The following is a 24,864-nucleotide window of genomic DNA, read 5'->3' on the forward strand; positions in this document are numbered from 1 at the left end:
TATCGAATATCCGTTGCTGGCAACCTTCCTCGAACCGCTATGCTCGTATTGAAGTACACGCAACTTGGCGCTAGCCCTGTGCGGCACAACGACGGTATGCGACAGATTTTCCCCGCCGTCTGTCATCAGGCATATGTGCAACCGACAACACTTCAAATGCAGCTCGGGGGCCTTCTGTTGATCGTGGTCAACGACACGCCCTCTGTTGCTGCGGCAAACTAAACCCGTATTGTCACGTGGCAGCGTGGTGGACCAACCCTACATCTCGCAGTTGCTCGCTCGAGCCGTACGCGACAATTTATCAAGATGTTCAGCAGCTTTAGAGGCGTTAACAAAATGAGTTCTTCAGCTTTCGCCAGCAGATGATGCAGCAGGCAATTTTCATGAAGGCTTCATGGATGAATGCAAGACGTTCGAAGCGGATGCGCAGTCGTCGAAAGTTATGAAGCCACGAAATGGTGCGCTCGACCACCCAGCGTGTTTTGCCCAGTCCGCTGCCGTGGGGCTCGCCGCGTCGGGCGATTTCAGTCGCGATGCCGGCTGCGTGTAGCGGACGGCGGTATTTGTCGTGATCGTAGCCCCGATCGCCTTGAACAATGCGGGGCTTCGAAAGCGGCCGGCCACGCTTGCCAGCAATGGGTGGGATGGCGTCAACCAGTGGGTGAAGCTGGGTAACATCGTTACGGTTGGCGCCCGTGAGAATTACCGCGAGCGGGATGCCCTGCGCTTCGGTGATGAGGTGGTGCTTTGAACCGGGTCGCGCGCGGTCCGTGGGATTCGGTCCCGTTTTTGACCTGCGCCCACGGCGCGGATCGAGGAGGAATCGACGACGACACGCGACCAGTCAATCTGGTCAGCCGCGCGCAGCCTGGCGAGCAGGACTTCATGCAGTCGGTCCCAGACGCCAGCAGCCTGCCAGTCCCGCAGACGGCGCCAGCAACTCATGCCGCTGCCGCAGCCCATCTCGCGTGGCAGCAGGTCCCAGCGCAGGCCTGTCTGAAGGATGAATAGGATGCCAGTGAGCAGCGCACGATCATCGAGCGGCCTGCGCCCAGGATAACGGCTTCGCCTTGGTTTGGGAGGGGGCAGTAACGGTTCAATGAGTGCCCAAAGTTCGTCGTCGAGTATGGGTTTAGCCATGTCCTTTTCGTCGTCGAAACAATGAAAAGGTTAACAGGATTCATCGAGAGTAAACAGCCCCTTTGTTCATTTTGTTAAGGTTTCTTAAAGCCGCGTCAGCTGCGCGGAGTCGTCGTCGACATTGCGTATCGAAACGCTGCTGGCTTCTCACGTGCGGGCACTCAAGGCATTTCGCGGCATGCCCACAGAGGCCAAGTCCGAATGAAAGAGGCTTCGTCCGCAATCAGGTGCCTGTTGCGGGCGATGGCATCAAGGCGCCACGATGTGGTTCTCGCACTCTATTAACTCCCTCGAAGGGGCAGTCCACGGCAATCGTAAAGCTAGGATTTTGATCTGGCCACGAATGTCTGTGCGCTGCCGGCGACCGGCAAGCCCGAATTGGTAGGCCCGGAAATTCGCCGCACTCGGTTGCTTGAAGGTGTGGCATCTTTACCTCCTTGTCTTATCGGGATGGACAGTTGACCCGGCGCGCATCACTGGGCACGCGAGTTCGAGAGGCCAAGGCTCACGACGCGCCGCTTACACGGTGCACGAAACACGCACCGAATTTATCGCACCGGCGTGCAGACCGTTTCGTGGCTGACGATAACCTCGGCTTCGAACAGCAGTTCCTTGATGTCGTGCAGCCTCAACTGAAACAGGTAGTACCGCCACACCGCGCAGCTGATGACCGCAGTGGAAGACGATAACCGTGATAAAGCGATTTTCCATCCTTCATCACGCGATCTTACTCGACCAATTCAGCAACGTGACAGTGGCAAGCTTACTGATCGAGAGGGTGTAGTCGCGATCGCCGCCTTGGTTCTCTTTCCTTCAGATGCCGACCTCGACGTTATCCTCACGGGACGACTTGGCGCCGACGCGGCGAGCCTTTTCGTTGTCGGGCTGTCCGGCGTTTGATGGGGATGGCGCTCGCCTTCACGTCGGAATTCGTCGTCGCCTTTGCCGCTCACGCTCCAGCCTGCGGTACGCGCCGCTTTCCGCCGTGCCTTTGGGACGAACATGGCTACCACTAAATAAGAGTGAAAAGCATGAACGTCACCAACTACATTCAATTCGACAGCGACGACCCTCGACACCGCAAAGGGCGCGGGCCTCGTCTCCACTATGGACCGCGACATGGACATCAAAGTTGTTCGCGTTGGTCCTATCTCACGTCAGCGGATTGGAAGGCCGTTATATGGTAACAACCACGCGCGTGTGGGACCTTGTCAGATTTTCGACAATGTCAGGAATGAAACAACGCGTTGAAGAGTGATCTCGTTGTTGGGCAAGCATTTTTGGATTGGTACGACACTTGCGCGTCTCACGCCACGCAAACAAGAGGAGAAATCCATGGTTAGACTCAGCGCTCGCGCCAACGGCCACGCTCGATGCTTTCGGCAGACACAAATACGCGCTGTCTGGCACAGAACCACCGACATATCGACCTCAGCCGTCCCACGAGTTGTCAATAGCAAGAGGCGGCACGCGAGCATAATGTTGGCTTATAACGACCTAAGGCACGCAACTGACCACCGTCGCATTCTATCTGTTGCCGGCAGACGGTGTGAAGCGGAGGTGCAAAATTATATCACGTCAACAAATGCCCCCACCCTGTTGACGCGACGGTCAGGGTGGTCCTGGATGCCCGGAATCCGTCCACGCGAGGCCCGATCTTGTACGGCCGCTGTCCCGCACTCGCGGCTGTCATTTCAGTGTTATCCCTTAAACTCAAATCGTTGCGTTTTTTACAAAGCACTTATTCTATATAACGAATATCCGGCATAAATAAAATGGACACGCCCGGCAGGAGAGAAGCAGTGAGCTATACGTTTGCAAAAGAACTGATCGATCTCGAAAAAAATGATGGTTCAGTATGCGAAGTAAAAGAACTGATCCTGGTCGGGATGGGACCGCTGGATGTTTGCGCTGCTGTTGCCACACATGATTATTAGGTGTTCGTGATTTCCGCGGTGCATCATTCTGATTTCGCGCACGCTGCCGGAGAAGCGAAAGGGCGAGTTGTGCAGCGCCGCTCGGTGCAGAGCCGAGCGGCGCTTGACCGAATTCTTCGGCAGTCCCAACGTGTGGCTAGCGACGCTGGCGATCCTGTGCGCGAACGACGGTACTTTCGTGGTTTAGAAGGTGTTATGTACTTTTGTTAAGGGCTGCAAAGTGGACGAGCATAAGCACGGAGAATACGACGAAATGCAAGCCAGCCAAGGTTTCAGGCAATCGCTCGTAGTCTCTTGCCAGTCGGCGGAAGCGGTTGAGCCAGCCGAAGCTGCGCTCGACCACCCAGCGGCACGGCAACAGCACGAACCCCTTTTTCGCCTCCGGCAGCTTGATGACCTGAAGTTCAATCCCCTCGTCAAGCGCCGCCTGTGCGGGCTCTTCGCCGGTATATCCCTGATCCGCGAACGCCACCTTGACCGTCTGGCCCGTGGCCTGCTGAACCTGACGCGCCAGTTCTCCAACCTGCGCGCGCTCCTGCTCGTTGGCCGGCGTCACATGCACCGCGAGAAGTTGTCCCAACGTGTCCACCGCCATATGTACCTTGCTGCCTTTCTTGCGCTTGTACCCGTCGTAGCCTGCGCGTGCGCCGCTTTCGCACGTCGACAGCAGCGTACGGCCATCGAGGATGACCGCGCTGGGTTGACCACGGCGATCCTGGGCGACCCGGATGATCGAGCGCAAATCGCTCACCATGGCCTCGAAGCAGCCCGCCTGAATCCAGCGTTGCGTCTGCTGGTAGATCAACTCCCATGGCGGAAAGTCATTGGGCAACAAACGCCATGGGGCACCCGCACGTACGATCCAGCGCAGCGCGTTGAACATCTCGCGCAGTTCGTAGCGGCGCTGCAGTGCGTCCTTGTTCATCAAGGTCAGATACGGAGCGGCGAAGTACCACTCTTCATCCGATACATCCGTTGGGTAGGGTCTGCGTTTTTTCATCCCGCCAGGGTACCAAGTCTGGCCGAAAGTTCATAACACCGTCTAACGCGATGGTGCCGACCTATCTCGTGCATCTTTGAACGCAGCAGATGGGATTCGTCGTCTCGGCATCGGCTTTGGCGGATTCGCCGGCTCGTTCGGCGGTGGTCTCGCGCCGGCGATGGCGGGTTTCGTCGCGCAGTATTTCAGCTTGCCGATCACGCTGACTTTCGCGTTCGGCGCCTCGTTGCGGGCAGTGGAAGTTGTTCCTCACCGAGACTTTTCCGCGCCTTGGTGTAACAACACCGATAGCCGCGACCGGGTGTACGGGAGGGCGTCGTGCAAAGCGCTCACACATTCGAATTCATGCCAGTGCCGACACACAGATGGCGTCGGTGTGACACGAAACCTGGGTCACAGGAAGTAAGAAATGGAGATCGCCGATGAAAATGAAAGCCTTCTTGTTTGCCACAAGCCTGCTGTTCATGTGCGATACCTACGCACAGAGCAGTGTCACACTCACCGGTATGCTGGATGGCGGCGTCTCCTACGTCAGCAATGAAGGCGGTAGCCACGTCGTCAAGTTCGATGACGGCATTGCTGTGCCGAACCTGCTGAGATTTCTCGGCAAGGAAGACCTAGGAGGCGGCACGCGCGCCGTCTTCGATCTCACGAGCCAGTTCGAACTCGGCACGGGTACATTGATGCCCGGCGGCAGCCTGTTCACCCGTAACGCGTTCGTCGGACTGGACGACGATCACCTCGGCCGGCTTACTTTAGGCAACCAGTACGATTTCATGATCGATTTGCTATTCTTCGGTCATGGATGATGGCGCGATCTACGCGCAGGGCGTCTACGACTTCCGCAATGGACCGTTTGGGAAACTCGCGTTGCCGAACAATCCGACGGGCGCGTTCGAATGGGATGGCATTGGGGGATCTAGACCTATCCACAGTTCAGTCAAGTATGCGAGGCCGAGCTTCGGCGGCCTTTCGGCTGGCGCCATGTACGGCTTTGGCGGCGTGGCGGGATCGTTCGGCTCGAACAGCGGGGTGAGCGTAGGCCTGAACTACATCCACGGCGCATTCGGGGCAAATGCTGCCTATACGCAGGTGAAGACGGCTGTCTCAGGCGCGCAGGTCAGCGTGCGCAACTGGGGCGCCGGTGCGCACTATACCTTCGGTCCGGTGACTGTGAACGCGCTCTATACGGCGGTGCGTAACGAAATGAACGGCGCGTCGGTCTGGCAGGCGGAGCTGGGTGGCATGTGGTTGATGGCGCCAGAGTGGGTGTTGAGCGGTGCGTATATGTACATGAAGGGCAATCAGGTAGTCGACAACAACCACGCACATCAGCTCACCGGCACGCTGAAGTACTTCCTGTCGAAGCAAACCAGCGTTTACGTGGCTGCCGGCTACCAGCGCACGAACCAAGGGGCGAACGCACAGATCAACGACGTGATGGTCGCGTCGAGCGGTCCGTCGCAGTTGATCGGTCGCGTCGGCTTGCAGACGAGGTTCTAAACGACATCTGGACGCCCTCTATGCTGATTGCGACATCAACGCGAGGTTAGGCGGAGAGCCGGTGCCGGTGCGGGACGTTCGCGCGTTGCTGGCGGACGGCCCAGTCCGCTGCGAAGAAATTAAGACGCTCAACGTCACCTACTTTTCACTTGAACTAGAAACGAAGAGCGCGCGATAGGAACTAGGGAAGGTCTGCAAAAGTCCTGGCGTTGACGTCTCGGTGGACTATCCTGGGAGAAGGCAGGTTTAAGGGGTACCTCGATGACACAGCTTGGTCTTGGTCTGGATCTTTCAACGAAACGCACGCGCAAGCGGGAATTTCTCGATGAGATGAGGCGCGTTGTGCCATGGTCGAGGTTGATTGCGTTGATCGAACCGCACTATCCAAGGGGTAAGACTGGAAGGCCGCCGTTTCCTATTGCGACGATGCTGCAGATCTACTTCATGCAGCAGTGGTTTGGTCTGTCAGACCCGGCGATGGAAGAGGCGCTTTATGACGTGCCGCTGTATCGTGAATTTGCTGGGCTGGACGAGGGTATGACGCGTTTGCCGGACGAGAGCACGATTCTCCGGTTCCGTCACCTTCTCGAAACGCACGGCCTGGCTGCGCAGATGCTCACGCTGGTCAATGAGATCCTGAGCGAGAAAGGCTTGATGCTGAAGGTGGGGTCGGCGGTCGACGCTACCTTGATTTCCGCACCCACTTCGACGAAGAACGGCTCTGGTACACGGGACCCGGAAATGCACCAGACGAAGAAGGGAAATCAATGGTACTTCGGGATGAAAGCGCACGTCGGCGTGGACGCAGAGTCGGGCCTGGTCCACACGGTCATCGGCACAGCCGCCAACGTTCATGACATCAATGCGGCCGAAGCGCTGTTGCACGGCCAGGAAATGGATGTGTACGCTGACGCCGGATATCAGGGTATCGAAAAGCGCTGCCAGGTAAGCGCGGTTCGCTGGCATGTCGCGATGCGACCAGGCAGGCGCAGACAACTGGACCTAACCGATCGGCTGGACGCGATATTCGATCAGATTGAACGCCTGAAGGCCGGCATCCGCGCCAAGGTTGAACATCCGTTCCGCGTCCTCAAACAGCAGTTTGGCTATACGAAGACCCGGTACCGGGGGTTGATGAAGAACACCGCCCAGATCACGACACTATTTGCTCTGGGCAACCTGTGGATGGCACGCAAGGCTTTGTGGAACGCTTGAAACGCTCGCAGATTCAGGCCGCGAATCTCGGCAAACAGTGGTCGTCACGCTTCAAAAAGCCAGGCGACCAACCTGCCAGCAGACTCTCATGGCTGATACGACGCAAGTGGCAAACGGCCAACTCTCTGAAAACGAGTTGTGCAGACCTTCCCTAGAGAATGAAAGGGACTTCCCCGTCCCGAGGCTGCGGCGGAAGCCGCGAGTCGGCATCAATGTGCCAGGATGAAGTTGCGAACGTTCATCGACACCTGCGAGAGGGGAAGTCCATGGCTATTATCACTGTCGGAATCGATCTTGCCAAGAATGTATTTGCCGTTCACGGTGTGGACGAGACCGGTAAGGCGATGCTGATCAAGCCGCGTGTTCCGCGCGATCAGCTGGCGACGTTGATCGCACAGTTGCCTGCGTGCCTCATTGGCATGGAAGCGTGCTCCGGCGCGCATCACTGGGCCCGCATGTTCCAGCGGCACGGCCATACGGTCAAGCTCATGGCGCCCAATCTTGTCGCGCCTTATCGCATGTCGGGCAAGCGCGGCAAGAACGACGCGGCGGATGCTGCTGCAATCTGCGAAGCGGTGACGCGCCCGAGCATGCGTTTTGTGCCGCTGAAGGACGAACATCAGCAGGCAACGCTTTGCCTGCATCGGACACGACAAGGTTTCGTCGAAGAGAGGACAGCGACCTACAACCGGTTGCGAGGCCTGCTCTGGGAATTCGGCGTGGTGCTGCCACAGAGCCCGGACAAATTGCGCAGGTACATCACGGAACATCTGGACACATTGCCTGGCTGGGCAAAGCGCAGTATCAGCGATCTGCTTGAGCATGCCGGCCATATCGAGGATCGCCTGCTCGAATACGACCGTGCGATCGCTGAGATCGCGCGTGAGGACGCGCGTAGCAAGAGGCTGATGCAGTTGCGCGGCATCGGCCCAACCACGGCAAGTGCGCTGCTCGCCAGTATTGGTGCCGGGCACGACTTCAGAAACGGCCGACAGGTGGCAGCCTGGATCGGACTTACGCCCGGTCAATATAGCAGCGGCGGTAAGGCGCGGCTGGGCAGCATTACGAAAGCAGGTGACGCCTATCTGCGCGGCCTGCTGGTCAACGGTGCCCGCGCTGTCATTGCTAACCTCGGCGAGAAACAGGATCGCTTCAGCCGATGGGCCCGAACCCTAGTCGAGCGCCGGGGCTACTGGCGGGCAGCCATCGCGATAGCCGCAAAGAACGCGAGATTGGCGTGGGCTGTGCTGAAATATGGTGATGACTTCAAGCTCGAACCAGTGGCAGACTGACTCCGATTCGAGGCTGTCGGCCAACCTGCAACGGGAAACGGGCGCAGACATCATGAGCACATAGAAACGATCACTTTGCACTGCCAGCGGTGATGTGAAGCGGGTTGGACCCGCGCGGAGCGTACCTGAATAACACGGCGGGGATATCCATTCCCGGCTAGAGAATGAGGCCTCTGCGCGCGTCTTTCATCAGGGTCCGGACCATTGGTCCAACATGACCGGTTGTAGAACCGCAGTCCTTCACCTTCTCACACGCACCAGCGCGGCATTGCAGCATGTATCAACAGCGAACCTCGATTGAGCTTGTGCTCAACGGGGAAGCCCTTGTAGCGTGTTAGGAACTTTGAAGTACTGACACGGCGTGGACAAGCATGAGCATTGCGAAGACGAAATGAAGCCCAGCGAGAGTTTCGGGGAGCCGTTCATAGTCACGTGCGAGACGCCGGAAACGGTTGAGCCAGCCAAAGCTGCGCTCGACCACCCACCGGCGGGGGAGCAGAACGAAACCCTTTTTCGTTTCTTCGAGTTTGATCACCTGAAGGTCAATGCCCTCGTCGAACGCAGCCTGCGCTGGCTCTTTGCCCGTGTATCCCTGATCGGCAAATGCCACCTTGACCGTTCGTCCCGTTACCTGCTGGACCTGCCGCGCAAGCTCCGCTACCTGTGCGCGCTCCTGTTCATTGGCTGGGGTCACGTGCACCGCCAGCAACTGTCCCAGCGTGTCTGCTGCAATATGTACCTTACTACCGCGCTTGCGCTTATAACCGTCATAACCCGCACGCGGGCCGCTCTCGCAGGTCGACTGTATCGTGCGGCCATCGAGGATGACCGCGCTGGGCTGTCCCCGACGGCCCTGTGCCACGCGTATCACCGAGCGCAGGTCACTCACCATGCTCTCAAAGCAGCCAGCCTGCAACCAGCGTTGAGTCTGCTGATACACCAGCTCCCACGGCGGGAAATCATTGGGCAGCATCCTCCACGGCGCGCCGGCACGAGCCATCCAGCGCAATGCATCAAACATGTCGCGCAGTTCGTATTTGCGCTGGGGCGCGTCAACGTCCATCAGCGTCAGATACGGCGCCGCGAAACTCCATTCCTCACCCGACACATCAGTCGGATACCCTTTGCGGTCGGTTGTTTTCATCCCGCCAGGATACCAGGTCTCAATCGAAGTTCCTAACACGCTCTAAGCTCGATAAGAACGGTTGTGTGCGATCCGGATCGCGGAAACCACGCATCCGGCGCTCCCGCTCACGCGTAGGTTGATGGCTGTCTTCGGCGCGGTTGTTCACCCGAGCACTGGCTTTGACGAAGACATGTTTGATGTTTGCCAGTTCGGGAATTTCGGCCTTCGCGGCCGGATAGCTGCGCAACTGCTCGATGACCATCCTTCGTGGCGCGTCGAGACAGGCTGCCAGCACGCGGTTGAACAAGCGCTTTGCTACGCGGCCTTATCGCGACGTTTCTGCAGCAGGATGTCGAGTTCGGCGCCGTGCTGGCCGACTGCCCGCCAGGGAGCAGATAACACTCGCCGAGCAACGTAACGGAGACTTCGTCAAGATTCTATGTGCGGCCGGGTTTGCGGCGAGCAGCTTTGACGCAATCTGCGAACCCTGCGCCGAATTTGATAACCAGTAGACCGGCTACACGCCATCAACTTTTTTTGATGGGTTATATGGGAATTTTTTAATACTCACAGAGGAACGCTGCACTTAGTGGTGCATCTCAACTTGCACTGGCATTGTCAGGTTGACGGTAGGCCAGCGACAGAATGAAGTGGTGAAGAAAGCGAAATCGCTTTGTCACGGGCACAGCCGGGCGGGTCGGTGAGGTTTTCGGGGCAGCCTGAGCCTTCTGGACGTCGACGAGGTGTGGCTCGAACGGGGTGTCGCGGTCACTATGAGACGATCCGCTGATGGCGCGCTGCTTTGGCGCTCGATTCTCCCAGCGCGCCAAAGCAGCGCGGCCCAAGCCGGGCAGCAATGGCATCCGGACGAGATGTTCGTGACGCTGCGCGGCAAGCGGTAGCTGTTGCGACGAGCACGGCGCTGAACTCGACGTGCTGGTGCAAAATCGGCGCGATAAGGCCGCAGCAAAGCGCCTCTTCCGGAAGGGGTCGATCGGGATCGGAATGAGCGTGCCTCGATGTCGCGCAGGCTGAGCTGAAACCGGAAGTACCACCGGACTGCGTGTCTGATGACCGCCACCGGAAAGCGGTGATCGTGGCAAAGCGACTTTGCATTCTTCATCCCACGACTTTACTCGACCATCCCGGCAACGTGACAGTGCCGACCAAGCGAGACTACCGAGAAGGAGGTCATCAAATTAATTTATGCTTGCGCAGGTCCCTATTGAGGTCTGTTTTGCTATATCTGATCAATATCTCTAAAGCGCAGTTGGTATCCTATGGTATTCGACGACACAATTGCGACACAATGACTCGCCTACAATATCCAATAGACTTTTCTGTTAAGGAAACCTTAATGACTGGACCAAATGCATCGAAATTCTCATCAAGCTCAACCAACACCAACTGTTGGCGCACAACACTGTATGAGATCGCCATCATGGAGGAATCTTCTGCCGGGGCGAGGACAAATGGCAGTCGGCACGGCGTCCGTCGATCAAATTTTTGGCTGGCAAGGAACCTCGCGAAAACACTTTGGCCGCTAGCACAAGCTGCTGAGTCAGTCCTGTCGGCATCGGTGTTCTCAGCCACCATCAAGGACCTCTTCAGTTGTAACACCCGCTTAGCAAGGAAACGCTGGAAATGAAACGCCTAGCGTGGGCGATCGGAGAGGACGCTCATGCATACTGCCACGGGACGACCCCGCGCGGCCGAATGGCCGGCGCGTCGTCGTCATAGATAGATGCCAGGGGATATCAAGACCAGTCCATCGGATCACGGCAAGGCGCGGAGAACGTTTCCTGCGCAGTAGCCCGTCTCCAGCTCCAGAGCGGTCGCCCGCTGATTTTCCCTATGTGCGAGCACTCTCCTAGTGTATGCCGGCGGGGACGGGCGCACTGCTTAGGTTGATTGACGGGAGACGGCGAAGTCCGCGCTACTTATTGGCATCGTTCCGGTTTCTTTTTTCGAGCGACCGGCCATTTTCTTGATAGAAGGCTATTCGCAAGCATTGATCGAAGCCAACAACCTGATTGGAGTCTCGACTCGTGAATCTTCCAAAACGCATGCTCGTCGCCAATGTCGCGTGGGCCCAAGAAATGGGACGGCGCGAACCAAACTTGTTTCGCGCTCTAGCCATGGGGCAGAAACCGCAAGTGCTCTGGATTGGCTGTTCAGATAGCCGCGTACCCGCCGAAACCATCACCCACTGCGCGCCGGGGGATCTGTTCGTTCATCGCAACATCGCTAACCTTCTTCATCTCGACGACGACAACACCATGAGCGTGCTCGAATATGCTGTGTGTGAGCTGCGGGTCGCGCACATCATTGTCTGCGGGCACTACGGATGCGGGGGCGTGCGCGCCTCGCTACTTCCGCCAGCCGACGCCCTGCCGCACTTCAACCGCCGCATCAGGCCGCTTTGCGCGCTCGCACACACGCATCACGCGGCGCTCGCTCGCCTGCCATCGGAAGAGGCACGCATCAACCGGCTCGTCGAACTTAATGTACTCGAACAGGTACGCCTGCTGCGCGAGCATCCGCTCGTGCGTGAGCGTGCACCCTCTCCCCTTGTGCACGGCTGGATCTTTTCACTGAACGACGGCCAGTTGCGCGAACTCGACTCGGGCTATGAGCCTGAAACAACGAAGGCAATCGCCCCCGTCTGACCCGTCGCTCCAGATCGCTCCGCTTACCTCGTTCACCAAAAAATCGCAGTCGCACAAGTTTGGCGTCGCGGTATCCACCCTTCACTATTTTTCGCTTCCATCATGACTTCGAGAGCTTTCCCGTCTGCGCTTCTACGTGACCTCGCTGCCGGCGCTGTAGTCTTTCTTGTCGCGCTGCCGTTGTGTCTCGGCATTGCAGAAGCCTCCGGCGCAGAGCCGCTAGCCGGGCTGGTGTCTGGCATCGTTGGTGGCATCGTCGTTGCCTTGCTCAGCGGATCGTCCCTCAGTGTGAGCGGCCCCGCCGCGGGCCTCGTCGTGATCGTCGTCGACGGCATCGGGCGTCTCGGTAGTTTCTCTGCATTCCTTATTGCATTGCTGCTCTCGGGTGTCATCCAGTTCGGCTTCGGCACGCTTCGGGCCGGCCAGCTCGCCTCGTATGTGCCCACACCCGTCATCAAGGGAATGCTCGCCGCCATCGGACTGCTGCTGATCATCAAGCAGATCCCACTTGCAGTCGGTCTGACGTCGGGTCGCAACACCGAATCGTTGGCAGGCGCGCTTGCATCCATCTCGCCCATCGTCTGTACTGTCGCCGCCATCTCGCTCGCCATCCTTGCGGCCTGGGACACGCATACATTGAGACGCTTCGCGCTAGTGCGGTTCGTGCCCGCGCCGCTTGTCGTCGTAGTTGCGGGCGTAAGCGCGACGCTGGTTTGCGGCGCGCTAGGCGCCACGCTCGCGTTACCACCTGAGCACCGCGTAGCGTTGCCGGCCATCAAATCGTTCGCGGCGCTTGGCGACGCCTTGCATTTCCCTGAGTTCGGGTTGAGCTTCGCGCGCCTTGTGGATCCGGAAATATGGATCGTCGCCTTGACGCTTGCCGTTGTCGCCAGTCTAGAAACGCTCCTGAGCCTCGAAGCCGTCGAGCAGATCGACCCGCAGCGTCGCGTCGCACCACCGAATCGCGAACTCAAAGCGCAAGGGGTCGGCAATATGGTGGCAGGTGTCATCGGGGGATTGCCCATCACATCCGTCATCGTCCGCAGTTCGGCCAACGTCCACGCCGGCGCGCGAAGCCGGCTCTCCGCAATCGTGCACGGCGCGCTGCTCCTCGTCAGCATGTTCGCGCTCACGGATGCGATCAACCTGATTCCGCTCGCGAGTCTGGCCGCCATTCTCATTCAAACCGGCTTCAAGCTCGCCAGACCGTCGCTGTTGATTACGCTCGCGAAACAGGGAGCGGCATCGTTCACTCCATTCATTGTAACGATCATCGGGGTGCTCGCCATCGATCTGCTCACCGGAATTGTCCTCGGCGTGCTGTGCAGCGCCGCGTTCGCGTTGTGGGCGAATCTGCATCGGCCTATTGCCCTCGCGCGACACGACGACCATTTCCTGCTCTCGTTTCGCAAGGATGTGTCGTTTCTCGGCAAGGTGGCGCTCAAGGAGATGCTAGCGCATATCCCGGATCGGGCGACCCTCATCGTCGACACAACCCGCGCCGATTTCATCGACCACGACGTGCGCGAACTGCTAGACCGTTTCATTGCCGAGGCGCCACTGCGGTCGATCGCGGTGGAGGTGCGAGACGCCGCTACGGTGCTACCTCCTGCAACGCGCTCAAGCGTCTGACCGCACGCCAACAGTGAATGCGATCCATGACGAACGGGTCTAGCAGGCCCGATCGTCATTGCGAGAAAACTGGCACTAACGCGTCCGAAAGTTGCGATGGGAAGCGAATTTCCGCCAGCACGTAGCGCTGCTCGATCAGCCAGCGAAACAATGCACCCTGAACTGATAGTGCATAGGCGATGGAATTCGGCGGCACCTCGCCTGTGAACGGCAGCCATTCGGGCGACGATTGCGGTCGTGCCGGCGCCCCCCCCCAAAGCGCGGGAAGTGGGATGGCGCAGATGCGCACGATAACCGGTTGCATCGTAAGCGCGTCGCCAGCAACGTCTTGACTGGAGATCGCGATCTTCAGACTGCGGCGCGGAGCTGATCGGAGACGACCCACGGCGCGAGTTCGTCGATGCGGTTGATCGCAGGGTCGGCGATGCGTGCGAGCACGAAGCGCAGATACGCCTCTAGATCGATGCCATTGAGTTTGGCGGTGCCAATGAGGGCACTGTCACGTTGGCGAGGTAGTCACGTAAGATGTCACGATGAAGAAAAGAAAATCGCTTTGTCACGGCCACCGGTTCCCGGCGGCAATCATTAGTCTCGCGGTTCGGTGGTATTTCCGGTTCCAACTTGGCCTGCGTGATATTGAAGAACTGCTGTTCGAGCGCGGTGTCGTTGTCAGTTACGAGACGATCCGCCGCTGGTGCGACAAATTCGGCGCGGGCTTCGCACATCGCGTCAAGGCTGCTCGCCGCAAGCCTGGGCGCACATGGCATCTGGACGAAGTCTTCGTTACGTTGCGCGGTGAGCCTTATCTGCTCTGGCGGGCAGTCGACCAGCACGGCGCCGAACTCGACATCCTGCTGCAGAAACATCGCGATAAGGCCGCAGCAAAGCGCTTCTTCAACCGCGTGCTGGCCGCCTGTGCCGACGCGCCACGAAGGATTGTCACCGATCAATTGCGCAGCTATCCGGCCGCGAAGGCCGAAATTCCCGAACTGGCAAACATCCAACACGTCTTCGTCAAGGCTGCGGCCCGGGTGAACAACCGTAAGCGGCCGGCAAACCCGTCTTGACGAATTGAACTAGCGGATGGGATCCGCCGGTTGCCAGCGATGAGGCAGCAATGCTGCGATGTCGCTGGCCTTTTGAGTCGGCAATCGGATGAGAACGTCCTTCAGGTAGGCATGCGGTTCGTGCCCGTTCAGTTGCGCTGAACGTAGCAGACTCATGATGGCTGCGGCTCGTTGGCCGGCTCGAAGCGAACCGGCGAACAACCAGTTGGCCCTTCCGATGGCCCAAGGACGTATCTGATTTTCGACCCAGTTATGCCGACTTCCCGATTATGCCGCGTCGTGCACCTGTATGACGGCGGGTATGGTCTTTCATGAATGCTGTGTCGGCATAAACGTATGATTTCTCAGGCTGGCTATCGCGCCGGCCAGGAGAGATCCGATGAATGCGAAACGCACAGTCAGTGAATCCGGCGGGCTGCCGGTCCATCACATCGATGCATTTCTTGATCGTCTGCGGACGGCACACTACTCCGAGGTATCGCTTCGCAAGAAACGAAGAGTCCTGTGTGCGTTCTCTGGGTAGATGGAGAACAGGGGCATCGACCTGATTGATCTTGATGAGTCTGTCACGGCTCGTTTTATGAAGCGCATGATCGGCGCATCACGAGACCGTGTCCAGCGTGCACGTCCCACATTACGGCAGTTTCTCGCCTATCTGCGCGCTGAAGCTATTGTGTGCCCGCCGACGTTGGGCCGCCAATCCGCGATCGCGCACATTTACGACCGATACGTGGACTATCTGAGGCAGGATCGTGGACTCGCGAGGAACTCTCTGCTCGTCTATGGCCCGTTCATTCGCGATTTTCTCGACAGCCACGCGGCCGGCGACGGAAGTTTATTGCCAGATGCATTTGACGCGGTAACGATCCGGAATCATCTTCTTGCCCGCAGCAAAGGCCGATCGGCAGAGTACACGCGGCTGATGGCAGTTGCGCTTCGCTCGTTCTGCCATTTCCTCTTTCTGCGCGGCGATACGGCACGAGACCTGTATGAGTCAGTGCCTTCGGTTCGTAAATGGCGACAGTCAACTGTGCCAACGTTCCTCACGCCTGAGCAGCAAGAAGCTCTCATTGCATCGGCAGACCAGTCGACCACGACTGGGCTTCGTGACTACGCAATCCTGCTGTTGTTGGCGCGGCTTGGCTTACGTGCCGGAGAAATCGTCGCAATCGAGCTCGACGACATTCACTGGCGTTCGGGGGAACTCGTCGTTCATGGAAAGGGGCAGATGGTCGAGCACGTCCCGCTGCCATCGGAGGTCGGAGAAGCAATCGCAACATATCTCCGCGATGGTCGCGAAGCGAGTGCATCGCGGCGCGTCTTCCTTCGCAGATTGGCACCTCGGGTTGGTTTGGCGGGGCCGGGGGCGATTGGCAAGATTGTTGGTCAGGCCTTCGCACGTGCCGGTTTCCGCCCCGCGTGCCGTGGCGCCGCACATCTGTTCCGTCACGGTCTGGCGACGACGATGATTCGTCATGGGGCCTCGATGGCAGAAATAGCCGAGGTCTTGCGACACCGCTCACCGGACAGTACCGCGATCTATGCAACGGTGGCGTTTGAGGACCTGCGCGAGGTCGCGCGCTCGTGGCCCACGGCTGGAGGTTCAATATGACTGCGATCCGCGATTCTCTCGCTCGGTACGTGGCGGTCCGCCGGGCTCTCGGGGCGTCATTCTACGAACCTGCATTGGCACTCGGCCATTTCGTTGATCTTCTCGAACATGAAGATGCTGAGTTCATTACTACCGATCTGGCTCTGCGCTGGGCAATGACGCCCACACTCGTCGAACGTGCCACCTGGGGGCGACGCCTCTCTCAAGTAAGAGGATTCGCCAGATGGATGAACCTCATTGACGGTCGAAACCAGATTCCCCCCGCGGGGCTCCTGAGTGCCCGCAGACGGCGCAATGCCCCGCATATTTACACTGAGCACGAAATTGATCTGCTTATGGCCCGAGCCGCTCAACTGCGATCCCGAACCGGCTTGCGAGCACTGACCTATTCGACGCTCATTGGGCTTCTTGTGGCGACGGGTCTCAGGCCAGGCGAAGCGTTTCGGCTCGACCGGTCCGACGTTGACCTCGTCAGCGGAATACTCTCCATCCGGGAATCGAAGTTCGGCAAATCGCGCTGTGTTCCTGTAGCAGAGTCGACCCGGTTGGCACTCGAACACTACGTCCAGAAACGCGATCAAATCTGTCCTTTACGGTTGAGCGAGGCGTTCCTGGTTAGTGAGCGCGGCAAGCGACTGAAGCCCGGCACTGCACGCAGCATGTTCGTCAGAATGTCGCGCGCTGTCGGTCTGCGACCGGCGACAGAGGATGGGCGCGATGGTTACGGTCCACGCCTCCAGGACTTCCGGCATAGCTTCGCGACTGGACGGCTGGTCGAGTGGTATCGTGCCGGTCTCGACGTAAGTAGGGAATTGCCGAAACTTACCGCCTACCTCGGGCATGTCAACGTCGGTCTTACGTACTGGTACATCGAAGCGGTTCCTGAATTGCTTGAACTTGCGGCAGCCTATCTCGACAAGAACTGTCCAGGAGAACAGTCGTGAGCGCCGCCGATCTTCCATCACTCGTTCAGCGCTTCTTTACCCAGCGCCTGCTCGAGCAGCAAGGTCTAAGTTCGCATACGGTGGCAAGTTACCGTGATACGTTCCGGCTGCTGCTAGCGTTTGCCACGAACCATATCGGACGCGCGCCGTCAAAGCTGCGCATCGAGGACTTCGATGTGTCGTTGATCGAGGAATTCCTGCGGCACCTCGAACACAGCAGAGGGAATTCGGTGCGGACACGCAACACGCGGCTTGCTGCCGTGCATGCCTTCTTCCGGTTCGTCGCGGTCAGCGAGCCTGCGCTGTTTCTGCAGTGTCAGCGCGTTCTTGCAATTCCATCTAAACGCTGCGAGCACGGCCCTGTTGAGTTTCTGACAGAGAGCGAGGCCGCCGCTCTGGTAGGGGCGCCTGACGTACGAACGTGGACCGGCACCCGAGACCGAGCGCTGCTTCTTGTAGCGGTTCAAACGGGTCTGCGCAACAGCGAATTGACCACTCTCCGGCGCCAGGATGTGATGCTCGGTACAGGCGCCCACGTCCGTTGCCTCGGCAAAGGCAGAAAGACGAGATGCACTCCTCTGCGACCGGATGTTGTTGCAGTCCTGAAGGAATGGCTGCTCTATCAACCAGGCGAACCAGGTGATCCGGTCTTCCCCAGTTCGCGTGGTGGTCATCTCAGTGCCGACGCTCTTCAGCAACTCGTGTCGCGCAACGCCGAAATCGCGCGTCTCTCGTGCCCCTCGCTGAAGAAAAAATCGATAACGCCTCACACGCTTCGGCACACGGCCGCGATGAGCCTGATGCATCACGGCGTCGACCTGACTGTGATCGCGCTCTGGCTCGGTCACGAATCCTCGGAAACGACTCAGATCTACTTGCACGCCGACATGCAACTCAAGGAACGCGCGCTCGCGCACGCCACGGCGAGCGGTGTCGCGCTGACCCGCTACAAACCACCAGATCCGTTACTCGCCTTCCTGGAGGCTCTCTGATAATGCCGACACTCCAAGCGACAGGGAATAGAGATCCGCCCAACCGTTGTGCGCGTGGACTCATGACGCGGCATAATCGGGAAGTCGGCATAACTGGGTTCATGCCGCTAGCGGCATGAACCCAGTTGTTGTCTATAGGCACGTGACCGTCATCGAGATAGCGGGTCAGCGCATCCCATCGTTTAAGACTGTAATCCAGCGCTTTGGCAATCGCCGAACCTTCCGACACCAGCTTGCGCTGCGCCTTCATCCATTCGTGAAGTGCGTCGCAGACCGGTTTGGCCCGGCTCTGTCGAAGCTTGTGGCGTTCCTCGGCTTGCAGCACTGCAGCGTCGCGCTCGATCTCGTAAAGCGCAGCAAAGAACGGCAGCGCCTGCGCGGCGATCTGACTGCTGTGATTGGCGTGCAGATCGAAGAACTTGCGTCTCGCGTGCGCAGCACATCCAATTTCAGTGATGCCCTGCTGGAATCCAGCCTTGTATCCACTGTAGTCGTCGCATACCAGTTTGCCCTGCCAGCCAGCGAGGAACGCGCGGGCATGTTCGCCTGCACGGCTGTCGGCGAAGTCGTAGACCACGGCGCGCAGCTCGCAGTAGTGCGTCGGCGTATACGCCCACAGATACGCGCGATGTGTCTTGCCTTTGCCGGGACTGAGCATCTGTACCGGCGTCTCATCCGCATGCAGCACACCCTGCCGCAGGATTTCCTCATGCAGCGCGTCGACCAGCGGTTGTAGTTGCACGCCGCACGTACCGACCCATGCGCCCAATGTCGAGCGCGGTATCGCGACGCCCGCTCGCGCAAAGATCTGCTCCTGACGATACAGGGGAAGGTGGTCAGCGTACTTGGCAACCAGCACTGACGCCAGCAGTCCCGCGGTCGGGATGCCCTTGTCGATGACGTGCGCAGGCACCGCAGTCTGCATCAGTGTTTCGCAGTTTCTGCACACCCACTTGCCACGGATATGCCGCTCCACGGTGAACACGCCCGGCGTGTAGTCGAGCTTCTCGCTGATGTCCTCGCCGATGCGCGTGCGCTGTAAGCGTCATTCCGTGGCCGCATGGACAGAGCTGATGCCGGTGTCCAAAGTGATGCCCGTTACTTCAAGTGATGGGGACTACTTTGGACACACGGAATGCGCGATCATCGAACCGCAAGGGCCGACCGAATTACACACCAGAGTACCGACGGCAAGTTGCCGTCGCGGCGTGCGAGCCGGGTATTTCGGTGGCCAAGCTCGCGCAGGCGCACGGACTGAATCCGAATATGGTGTTCAAGTGGCGCCGGCAACTGCGGGCGGGCCTGTTTGAAGGGGTGGCGCCCAGCACAGCGGTGTTGCTGCCCGTAGCGTTACCCGATGCACCGACCGGCGAGACCGCAGAACCGGCGTCGCTCGCTCTAGAGCCTGTCGAGCCACATCGCGAGAGCGTACCGGCGGCGTCGGGCATCGAGATCGAACTGAACGGTGCCCGTGTACGCGTCACGGGCATGGTCGACCCCGTGCAGTTGCGCCTCGTGCTGCGCTGCCTGATGCCAGCATGATTGCGCCGCCAGGCGGTACCCGCGTATGGCTGGCAGCGGGCGTTACCGATATGCGCCGTGGCATGGATGGACTTGCCGCGCTGGTGCAGTCAGCACTCGGTCGTGATCCGTTCTCGGGGCACATCTTCCTGTTTCGCGGGCGTCGTGGGAGTCTCGTGACATAGTGCATCCTTTGGTTAGAAGCCCGGCAGCTTGAGTGACTTCTCTGCTTCCTGCTGAGCCTTGAAGTGAGGCGGCCGCCGTTCCTTGATAGCCCGTACACCTTCCCTGACGGCTTCGGAATCGAGCGCAGCAACAGGGACCTGCCGAGGGCGCGGAGGGCATGAGTTGGGTCGCAGGCAGTATTCCCTCACGTATCAGACGGTGAATCGAGCTCCCGTAAATTCCCAGTCGCCGTGAGGCCTCTTCCACGCAGATTGTCTCCGCATGTGATGGCATCGGATCGAATGGCGCAATGCCCAGCCGTTCACGCAGTTCGGTAACACGAACCGTGGTCCAGGTCTTTCCGTCTGGCGATTTGCATCGCATGCGGTTCATGGTCACCGCAAGCTCCCTGTCCGGCCACTGCCCACCAAGCTTGCGCATGACCTCAACAGCACTGAAGTGTTGGCTGGATGGATACCGTCCAACATTTACGCGTGCGACGCGTAGCTCCGTATGCCGACCACCGGTCCAATGGACTGTGGCGATCGCTTCATTCGTGCTGTCGTCCAGATCAATCACGACTTCCTGAATGAGAATACGGGTCAGCCGCTGCTTTGTCCGCATGTCGGTGCCCGGCGCATTCCACGCCGCTGGGAGGTCGTACGCGAGCGTCATCAGCTGTGCCTGGTCGATCGCCGGCCGGCTTGCGACCTCGCGGTCCAGAAGCGCTGCCCGCTCTTCGAGGTGAGCGACACGTTCAAGCGCCGCATTCCAGCGTGTTTCAAGCTCGCGTGCAACCAACCGCTTCGTCGGATCGACGACCTCATACCGGCGCGCCGCAAGAGATGCATCGTAGCGTGCTTCCTCGAGTTCACAGGACAACGCGCGACGCACATCGTCATCTGCGCGCGATGTTTGCTCTGCAGCGCGGATGGCCGCTTCCACAGCATGTTCCGAAACCGCTTCGAGAATTGCCGCCGCCACCGCTTTGTCGACACGTACTCCACCGATTCCGATACAGAGAATCGCTCCGACATGTGCCTCGTCGCCGCGGCAGTAATAGCGATGCGCGTGACCGGCTCTCATTCCGTAGTTCACTCGCATCATTCGACCGCATCGGCCACATCGCGCCAGACCAGTCAGCAACGCCCGCCCGCCACGAGCAGATCGGCGGGAAGCTCGCTTCTTCATATGTGTGTTCTCGGCAATCATCCTTTGATGCTCCTCGAACTGATCCCACGTGATATAGCCTGGGTGATGGTCATGCAACAGTACGCTCCATTCCTTCATCGGCTTGGAGTGGCCTTCAGTCTTACGAGCCCGTCCGTCGACGACGGCAGTGCGTTGCGTCGTCCTTCCAAACACATACGCCCCAGCATAAACCGGATGTTCCAGCATCTGGACGACCGTGTGATATGCAGGCCGGCTCCATTCGATCCGGATGCCAGCGGGGCCGTGCCGCGTTACAGGCAGCTTGACATTGGATTGTATGGCCCATAGCAGCACCTGACGGGCACTGCCGAGTTCGCGGAACTTACGGAAGAGCACCCGGATGGACTCGGCAACCCGTTCGTCTGGATCCATCTCGATCTGCCCAAGCTCATTCCAGCAGTAGCCCGGAGGTAGTGCAAAGCGCAATTCGCCTCGCCGTGCCTTCGAATCACGCGCGGCAATGCCACGCTGCCGCAGCAGACTGAGTTCGTACTCCGACATCGTGCCTTTGAGTCCGAGCAGGAGCCGATCGTTGACCAGCCTGGGGTCATAAATACCGTCGTGATCAACGACGACCGTGCCGACCAGTGCGCAAAGATCAATGAGATGGTGCCAATCGCGGCCGTTGCGCGCAAGTCGTGAAGCCTCGAGACAGAACACGGCGCCAACGGATCCTGCACACACTGACGCGACCAGCTTCTGGAACCCGGGACGTTCGATACTGCCGGAACCCGAACGTCCAAGGTCATCGTCGATCGTCGTCACTGAAGCAAAGCCCATGGCTCGTGCAGATTCGGCGAGCGCGTACTGACGATTCTGGCTCTCCGTGTGCTCCACCACCTGGCTCATGGTTGACTGCCGGACGTAGACCACTGCGCCTCGGCAGAGATGATCAGCAGAGATCTTCTGGCTCATCGCGATCTCCTCGGTCGGTTATGTTCGCCGGCTTTCCCAGCGCTTCCAGCAGAAGTGCCGCGAGCGCGTCGATCACTTCCTCCCGTCGATTCCCCACTATGGCTGCGTCGAAGGTGGGATCCAGGTGCAGTTCCAGCGGAAGCTGTACGCCGGGTTCTCTTTGCAGTCGTCTCATCGGAATGGCCTTCCGTTGACAGAGGCTTCGATGATCCTCCTGCGGCGGAGTGGCGCTTCCGATCAGACAGGACGCGGCACAAGAAGGCCAGCGCTTCGGCGCTCACTTGCGGTTCGCCAAGCGACATTGCCGAGCATATCGACGCATCGAGCATCCAGGCTGGCAGTTCGCGGGAGATCTGTTGCGGGACGTCGAGGTGAACCATCTGATTCCCGCGGCGCCCAGTGCGGCGGACCAGCCTGTATTCCTGGCCGTAGGCGGGGTGCCAGCGGTATGCGATCACCACAATTTGCGATCGGTATGTTGAATGTCGTGTGGCGTGGTGACCTCATCAAGATTTTATGGTGGAGCGGCGACGGCATGAACCTGTACGCGAAACGACTCGAGCGTGGACGCTTCGTGTGGCCGCAGGCGGACTCGGGAACAGTCCATCTGTCAGCCGCCCAACTGTCGATGCTGCTCGAAGGGATTGACTGGCGGCATCCCGAGCGGACGTGGCAGCCGACGCACGCGGCATAAGGCAGGGTGCGGGAGCCCACAGGCGCGTGGCCTTCATTTACACTGTCATGCATGCCAGCCAGCCATCTGCCCGATGACATCGCCGCTCTGAAGCGCATCGTTGCCTCGCGCGACGAGACCATCGCGCAGTTGCTGGCCGAGATCTCGCGACTGAAGCGATGGCAGTATGGCCGCTCATCTGAGCGCATGACAGAACTGATGGACCAGCTGCAGCTCGCGCTCGGTGAGCTGCCTGTTCATGAACCAGATATGGCCGCACCGGCGAAGGCGCCTGATGCCGACGCGACTGCGGATACGTCGGCCACTACGAACCTTGTCCCACTGCGCCGCAAGTCACGGCACTTCCCTGCCCATCTTCCTCGCGAAACAGTTGTGCATGCGCCGTCAAACTGCGGATGCCCGGAATGCGGCAAACAGATGCGTGCGCTGGGCGAAGACGTCTCGGAGGTGCTCGACTATGTGCCCGGCTACTTCAAGGTACTGCGTCACGTACGTCCGAAGCTGAGCTGCCCGCGCTGTGCCGCAGTAGTACAGGAGCCGGCACCTTCGCGGCCGATAGCACGCTCGATGGCGGGTGCGGGGCTGCTCGCACAGGTCGTCGTCGCGAAGTACGCTGACCATATGCCGCTATATCGGCAGGCCGGCATCTATCGCCGTGCGGGCATCGAACTGGACCGGGCAACACTGGCTTCGTGGGTGCGTGAAGCGGCTGCCCTGCTGCAACCCCTGTCCGACGCACTCGGTGGTTACGTGCGCGCCGCAGACAAGATCCATACCGACGACACGCCCGTGCCGGTGCTGGAGCCGGGGCGTGGCAAGACACGCACGGCGCGCCTGTGGACCTATGTGCGCGATGACCGCCCGGCAGGAAGCCACGCGCCACCAGCCGTCTGGTACAGGTACTCACCCGACCGCAAAGGTGAGCGACCTCGGGAACATCTGGCGGGCTACACGGGAATCCTGCAGGCAGATGCCTTCAGCGGGTACGACGCGCTGTATCGTGACGGCACGGTCATCGAGGCCGGGTGCTGGGCGCATGCGCGGCGCAAGTTCTATGACCTGTACAAGCTGGACAGCTCACCAATTGCCGAGGAAGCACTGCGCCGAATTGGGGCGCTGTATGCCGTTGAACGCGAGGTTCGAGGCCAGACGCCGGACGTGCGCCTGTCTGCGCGTCAGCTGCGCTCGGCCCCATTGCTCGCTGATCTGAAGGCTCGGTACGAACACACGCTGTCACAGGTATCGGCGAAGTCGGGGCTGGCGAAGGCGATTAAGTACTCGCTGGGGCACTGGCATGCGCTCACACGCTATTGCGAAGACGGGCGCGTCGAGGTGGACAACAATACGGCGGAGCGCGCGATCAGGCCGCTGGTTCTCGGCAGGCGCAACTATCTGTTCGCTGGCTCCGACGGCGGTGGCCAAAGCGCGGCGGTGATCTATAGCCTGATCGGTACGGCACGCCTGAACGGCATCGAGCCGTTTGCCTACCTGCGCACGGTGTTTGAGCGCATCGCCGATCATCCCATCAACCGCATCGACGAGTTGCTGCCGTGGCGCCTGAAGCCGGCTGCATACATCGAGCAGCAAGCCGCCTGACAATCAATCCGATGGTCCAACCCCGCAAACCTGCCGTGCGCCTGGTCAAGGCGCCAGTGCCCGACTACGTACTGCGCGTTGAGCTGAAGTACATCAAGCCGGCGATCTGGCGACGAATCATCGTTCCCGGCTCGATCCGGCTGGGCAAGCTGCATGTCGTGCTGCAACTAGCCATGGGCTGGGAGGGCGGGCACCTGCACGAGTTCGTCTTCGGCGAAACCAACTATGGTGAACCTGATGACTTCGGATTCCAGAGCGATCCACCGATGCTCAATGAAGCACGGGTCACGCTGGCGAAGGCGCTGGGCGGGCTGAAGTCATTCACCTACATCTACGACTACGGTGACAACTGGCAGCATCGGATCAAGGTCGAGAAGGCGCTGATGCCTGATCCAGACATGCGCCGGCCGCTGTGCACGGACGGGCAGAATGCGTGTCCACCGGAAGATGTCGGTGGAGTGCCGGGATATGCCGACTTCCTCGAAGCGATCACCGATCCGACGCACGAGGAGCACGACCACTTCCTCGAGTGGTGTGGCGGCAACTTCGATCCCGCCGCCTTCGATCTCGTGCTCACGAATCAGCGGTTCTCAGAGGTCAAGTTCTGATCGTCAAGACGGCCTCAGATTGAC

At 59.5% G+C, this 24,864-nt stretch carries 17 protein-coding genes and 11 pseudogenes; 17 read left to right on the forward strand and 11 right to left on the reverse strand.

Going from position 1 to position 24,864, the window contains the following annotated elements; translation table 11 throughout:
• Positions 1-328: 328 nt before the first annotated feature.
• A protein-coding gene (locus tag G5S42_RS42240) for an IS5 family transposase (RefSeq protein ID WP_176105867.1) occupies positions 329-1,140 on the reverse strand; the annotation gives its coding sequence in 2 pieces (ribosomal slippage) (positions 329-792 and positions 792-1,140; 813 coding nt in all).
• A gap of 333 nt (positions 1,141-1,473) precedes the next feature.
• Between G5S42_RS42240 and G5S42_RS45000 the strand changes: the two are divergent.
• Positions 1,474-1,599: pseudogene (locus tag G5S42_RS45000) on the forward strand (IS110 family transposase); the annotation flags it as partial.
• A gap of 52 nt (positions 1,600-1,651) precedes the next feature.
• Here G5S42_RS45000 and G5S42_RS46125 read toward each other — a convergent pair.
• Positions 1,652-1,858 (reverse strand): annotated as a pseudogene (locus tag G5S42_RS46125) (IS6 family transposase); the annotation flags it as partial.
• 1,084 nt (positions 1,859-2,942) lie between these two features.
• Between G5S42_RS46125 and G5S42_RS45375 the strand changes: the two are divergent.
• Complete coding sequence (locus tag G5S42_RS45375) at positions 2,943-3,077, forward strand: hypothetical protein (RefSeq protein ID WP_281375202.1); 135 nt, start codon at positions 2,943-2,945, stop codon at positions 3,075-3,077.
• A gap of 193 nt (positions 3,078-3,270) precedes the next feature.
• On the opposite strand, the gene G5S42_RS42250 is transcribed toward G5S42_RS45375, so the two are convergent.
• The gene (locus tag G5S42_RS42250; RefSeq protein ID WP_176112471.1) at positions 3,271-4,077 is read right to left on the reverse strand and encodes an IS5 family transposase; all 807 of its coding nucleotides are present in this window, start codon (positions 4,075-4,077) and stop codon (positions 3,271-3,273) included.
• 422 nt (positions 4,078-4,499) lie between these two features.
• On the opposite strand from G5S42_RS42250, the pseudogene G5S42_RS42255 reads away from it, so the two are divergent.
• From G5S42_RS42255 to G5S42_RS42265, 3 genes and pseudogenes are all read left to right on the forward strand, one after another.
• A pseudogene (locus G5S42_RS42255) lies at positions 4,500-5,580 on the forward strand (porin).
• Positions 5,581-5,841: 261 nt separating this feature from the next.
• Positions 5,842-6,795, forward strand: coding sequence for an IS5 family transposase (locus tag G5S42_RS42260; RefSeq protein ID WP_176112472.1), 954 nt, complete (start codon positions 5,842-5,844; stop codon positions 6,793-6,795).
• Between the two features lie 266 nt (positions 6,796-7,061).
• Complete coding sequence (locus G5S42_RS42265; RefSeq protein WP_176112039.1) at positions 7,062-8,087, forward strand: IS110 family RNA-guided transposase; 1,026 nt, start codon at positions 7,062-7,064, stop codon at positions 8,085-8,087.
• A gap of 334 nt (positions 8,088-8,421) precedes the next feature.
• Here G5S42_RS42265 and G5S42_RS42270 read toward each other — a convergent pair whose 3' ends face one another.
• A complete protein-coding gene (locus tag G5S42_RS42270; protein ID WP_176112473.1) occupies positions 8,422-9,231 on the reverse strand; it encodes an IS5 family transposase in 810 nt (269 codons plus the stop codon).
• 31 nt (positions 9,232-9,262) lie between these two features.
• Positions 9,263-9,713: pseudogene (locus tag G5S42_RS42275) on the reverse strand (DDE-type integrase/transposase/recombinase); the annotation flags it as partial.
• Positions 9,714-9,866: 153 nt separating this feature from the next.
• Here G5S42_RS42275 and G5S42_RS46130 point away from each other — a divergent pair.
• The 3 genes and pseudogenes from G5S42_RS46130 to G5S42_RS42290 all read left to right on the forward strand — a co-directional run.
• Positions 9,867-10,200: pseudogene (locus G5S42_RS46130) on the forward strand (DDE-type integrase/transposase/recombinase); the annotation flags it as partial.
• Positions 10,201-11,261: 1,061 nt separating this feature from the next.
• Complete coding sequence (locus G5S42_RS42285) at positions 11,262-11,882, forward strand: carbonic anhydrase (protein ID WP_176112474.1); 621 nt, start codon at positions 11,262-11,264, stop codon at positions 11,880-11,882.
• 102 nt (positions 11,883-11,984) lie between these two features.
• The gene (locus G5S42_RS42290; protein WP_176112475.1) at positions 11,985-13,514 is read left to right on the forward strand and encodes a SulP family inorganic anion transporter; all 1,530 of its coding nucleotides are present in this window, start codon (positions 11,985-11,987) and stop codon (positions 13,512-13,514) included.
• 112 nt (positions 13,515-13,626) lie between these two features.
• Here G5S42_RS42290 and G5S42_RS42295 read toward each other — a convergent pair.
• Positions 13,627-13,819: pseudogene (locus G5S42_RS42295) on the reverse strand (integrase); the annotation flags it as partial.
• Between the two features lie 43 nt (positions 13,820-13,862).
• Positions 13,863-14,009, reverse strand: a pseudogene (locus tag G5S42_RS42300) (transposase domain-containing protein); the annotation flags it as partial.
• Positions 14,010-14,047: 38 nt separating this feature from the next.
• Between G5S42_RS42300 and G5S42_RS42305 the strand changes: the two are divergent.
• Positions 14,048-14,557: pseudogene (locus G5S42_RS42305) on the forward strand (IS6 family transposase); the annotation flags it as partial.
• A 33-nt stretch (positions 14,558-14,590) separates the two neighbouring features.
• On the opposite strand, the pseudogene G5S42_RS42310 reads toward G5S42_RS42305, so the two are convergent.
• A pseudogene (locus G5S42_RS42310) lies at positions 14,591-14,836 on the reverse strand (transposase domain-containing protein); the annotation flags it as partial.
• 325 nt (positions 14,837-15,161) lie between these two features.
• On the opposite strand from G5S42_RS42310, the gene G5S42_RS42315 reads away from it, so the two are divergent.
• Genes G5S42_RS42315 through G5S42_RS42325 form a run of 3 tightly spaced genes read left to right on the forward strand, consistent with a single transcriptional unit; the run spans position 15,162 to position 18,129 of the window.
• A complete protein-coding gene (locus G5S42_RS42315) occupies positions 15,162-16,193 on the forward strand; it encodes a site-specific integrase (RefSeq protein ID WP_246392562.1) in 1,032 nt (343 codons plus the stop codon).
• On the forward strand, positions 16,190-17,137 hold the full coding sequence (locus tag G5S42_RS42320; RefSeq protein WP_176112476.1) for a tyrosine-type recombinase/integrase: 948 nt from the start codon (positions 16,190-16,192) through the stop codon (positions 17,135-17,137). The genes G5S42_RS42315 and G5S42_RS42320 overlap by 4 nt, the downstream gene beginning before the upstream one ends.
• On the forward strand, positions 17,134-18,129 hold the full coding sequence (locus tag G5S42_RS42325) for a tyrosine-type recombinase/integrase (protein WP_176112246.1): 996 nt from the start codon (positions 17,134-17,136) through the stop codon (positions 18,127-18,129). The genes G5S42_RS42320 and G5S42_RS42325 overlap by 4 nt, the downstream gene beginning before the upstream one ends.
• A gap of 118 nt (positions 18,130-18,247) precedes the next feature.
• On the opposite strand, the pseudogene tnpC (G5S42_RS42330) reads toward G5S42_RS42325, so the two are convergent.
• Positions 18,248-19,168: pseudogene (gene tnpC, locus G5S42_RS42330) on the reverse strand (IS66 family transposase); the annotation flags it as partial.
• Between the two features lie 71 nt (positions 19,169-19,239).
• Between tnpC (G5S42_RS42330) and tnpA the strand changes: the two are divergent.
• A complete protein-coding gene (tnpA, locus tag G5S42_RS42335) occupies positions 19,240-19,671 on the forward strand; it encodes an IS66-like element accessory protein TnpA (protein ID WP_217709861.1) in 432 nt (143 codons plus the stop codon).
• Between the two features lie 62 nt (positions 19,672-19,733).
• On the forward strand, positions 19,734-19,835 hold the full coding sequence (tnpB, locus tag G5S42_RS46000; RefSeq protein WP_376777313.1) for an IS66 family insertion sequence element accessory protein TnpB: 102 nt from the start codon (positions 19,734-19,736) through the stop codon (positions 19,833-19,835).
• A 1,009-nt stretch (positions 19,836-20,844) separates the two neighbouring features.
• Here tnpB (G5S42_RS46000) and G5S42_RS46005 read toward each other — a convergent pair.
• Together G5S42_RS46005 and G5S42_RS42350 are read right to left on the reverse strand one after the other, a co-directional pair.
• Positions 20,845-21,942 (reverse strand): annotated as a pseudogene (locus G5S42_RS46005) (recombinase family protein); the annotation flags it as partial.
• Positions 21,920-22,117 (reverse strand): hypothetical protein, encoded by a 198-nt coding sequence (locus tag G5S42_RS42350; RefSeq protein WP_176112358.1) that lies wholly within the window; start codon positions 22,115-22,117, stop codon positions 21,920-21,922. The gene G5S42_RS42350 and the pseudogene G5S42_RS46005, both read right to left, overlap by 23 nt.
• Positions 22,118-22,390: 273 nt before the next feature.
• Between G5S42_RS42350 and tnpB (G5S42_RS42355) the strand changes: the two genes are divergently transcribed.
• From tnpB (G5S42_RS42355) to G5S42_RS42365, 3 genes are read left to right on the forward strand one after another with little or no spacing between them, the layout of a single operon-like run.
• Entirely contained in the window at positions 22,391-22,636 is a 246-nt protein-coding gene (tnpB, locus tag G5S42_RS42355; protein ID WP_176112477.1) for an IS66 family insertion sequence element accessory protein TnpB, read from the forward strand.
• 51 nt (positions 22,637-22,687) lie between these two features.
• A complete protein-coding gene (gene tnpC / locus G5S42_RS42360) occupies positions 22,688-24,232 on the forward strand; it encodes an IS66 family transposase (RefSeq protein WP_176112478.1) in 1,545 nt (514 codons plus the stop codon).
• Between the two features lie 11 nt (positions 24,233-24,243).
• Positions 24,244-24,840, forward strand: a complete 597-nt coding sequence (locus tag G5S42_RS42365) for a plasmid pRiA4b ORF-3 family protein (protein ID WP_176112527.1) — start codon at positions 24,244-24,246, stop codon at positions 24,838-24,840.
• Positions 24,841-24,864: the final 24 nt, after the last annotated feature.

Origin of the sequence: Paraburkholderia youngii, from assembly GCF_013366925.1 — a bacterium.
GTDB lineage: Bacteria > Pseudomonadota > Gammaproteobacteria > Burkholderiales > Burkholderiaceae > Paraburkholderia > Paraburkholderia youngii.

What these genes read in the sequence shown, in the direction of transcription:
- G5S42_RS42265 (WP_176112039.1), top strand. Translation starts at nt 7,062, where the DNA reads ATGGCTATTATCACTGTCGGAATCGATCTTGCCAAGAATGTATTTGCC.
- tnpA (WP_217709861.1), top strand. Translation starts at nt 19,240, where the DNA reads ATGGGGACTACTTTGGACACACGGAATGCGCGATCATCGAACCGCAAG.
- G5S42_RS42270 (WP_176112473.1), bottom strand. Translation starts at nt 9,231, where the DNA reads ATGAAAACAACCGACCGCAAAGGGTATCCGACTGATGTGTCGGGTGAG.
- G5S42_RS42315 (WP_246392562.1), top strand. Translation starts at nt 15,162, where the DNA reads ATGAAGCGCATGATCGGCGCATCACGAGACCGTGTCCAGCGTGCACGT.
- G5S42_RS42290 (WP_176112475.1), top strand. Translation starts at nt 11,985, where the DNA reads ATGACTTCGAGAGCTTTCCCGTCTGCGCTTCTACGTGACCTCGCTGCC.
- G5S42_RS42250 (WP_176112471.1), bottom strand. Translation starts at nt 4,077, where the DNA reads ATGAAAAAACGCAGACCCTACCCAACGGATGTATCGGATGAAGAGTGG.
- G5S42_RS42320 (WP_176112476.1), top strand. Translation starts at nt 16,190, where the DNA reads ATGACTGCGATCCGCGATTCTCTCGCTCGGTACGTGGCGGTCCGCCGG.
- tnpC (WP_176112478.1), top strand. Translation starts at nt 22,688, where the DNA reads ATGCCAGCCAGCCATCTGCCCGATGACATCGCCGCTCTGAAGCGCATC.
- tnpB (WP_376777313.1), top strand. Translation starts at nt 19,734, where the DNA reads ATGGATGGACTTGCCGCGCTGGTGCAGTCAGCACTCGGTCGTGATCCG.
- tnpB (WP_176112477.1), top strand. Translation starts at nt 22,391, where the DNA reads ATGCGATCACCACAATTTGCGATCGGTATGTTGAATGTCGTGTGGCGT.
- G5S42_RS42350 (WP_176112358.1), bottom strand. Translation starts at nt 22,117, where the DNA reads ATGAGACGACTGCAAAGAGAACCCGGCGTACAGCTTCCGCTGGAACTG.
- G5S42_RS42365 (WP_176112527.1), top strand. Translation starts at nt 24,244, where the DNA reads ATGGTCCAACCCCGCAAACCTGCCGTGCGCCTGGTCAAGGCGCCAGTG.
- G5S42_RS42260 (WP_176112472.1), top strand. Translation starts at nt 5,842, where the DNA reads ATGACACAGCTTGGTCTTGGTCTGGATCTTTCAACGAAACGCACGCGC.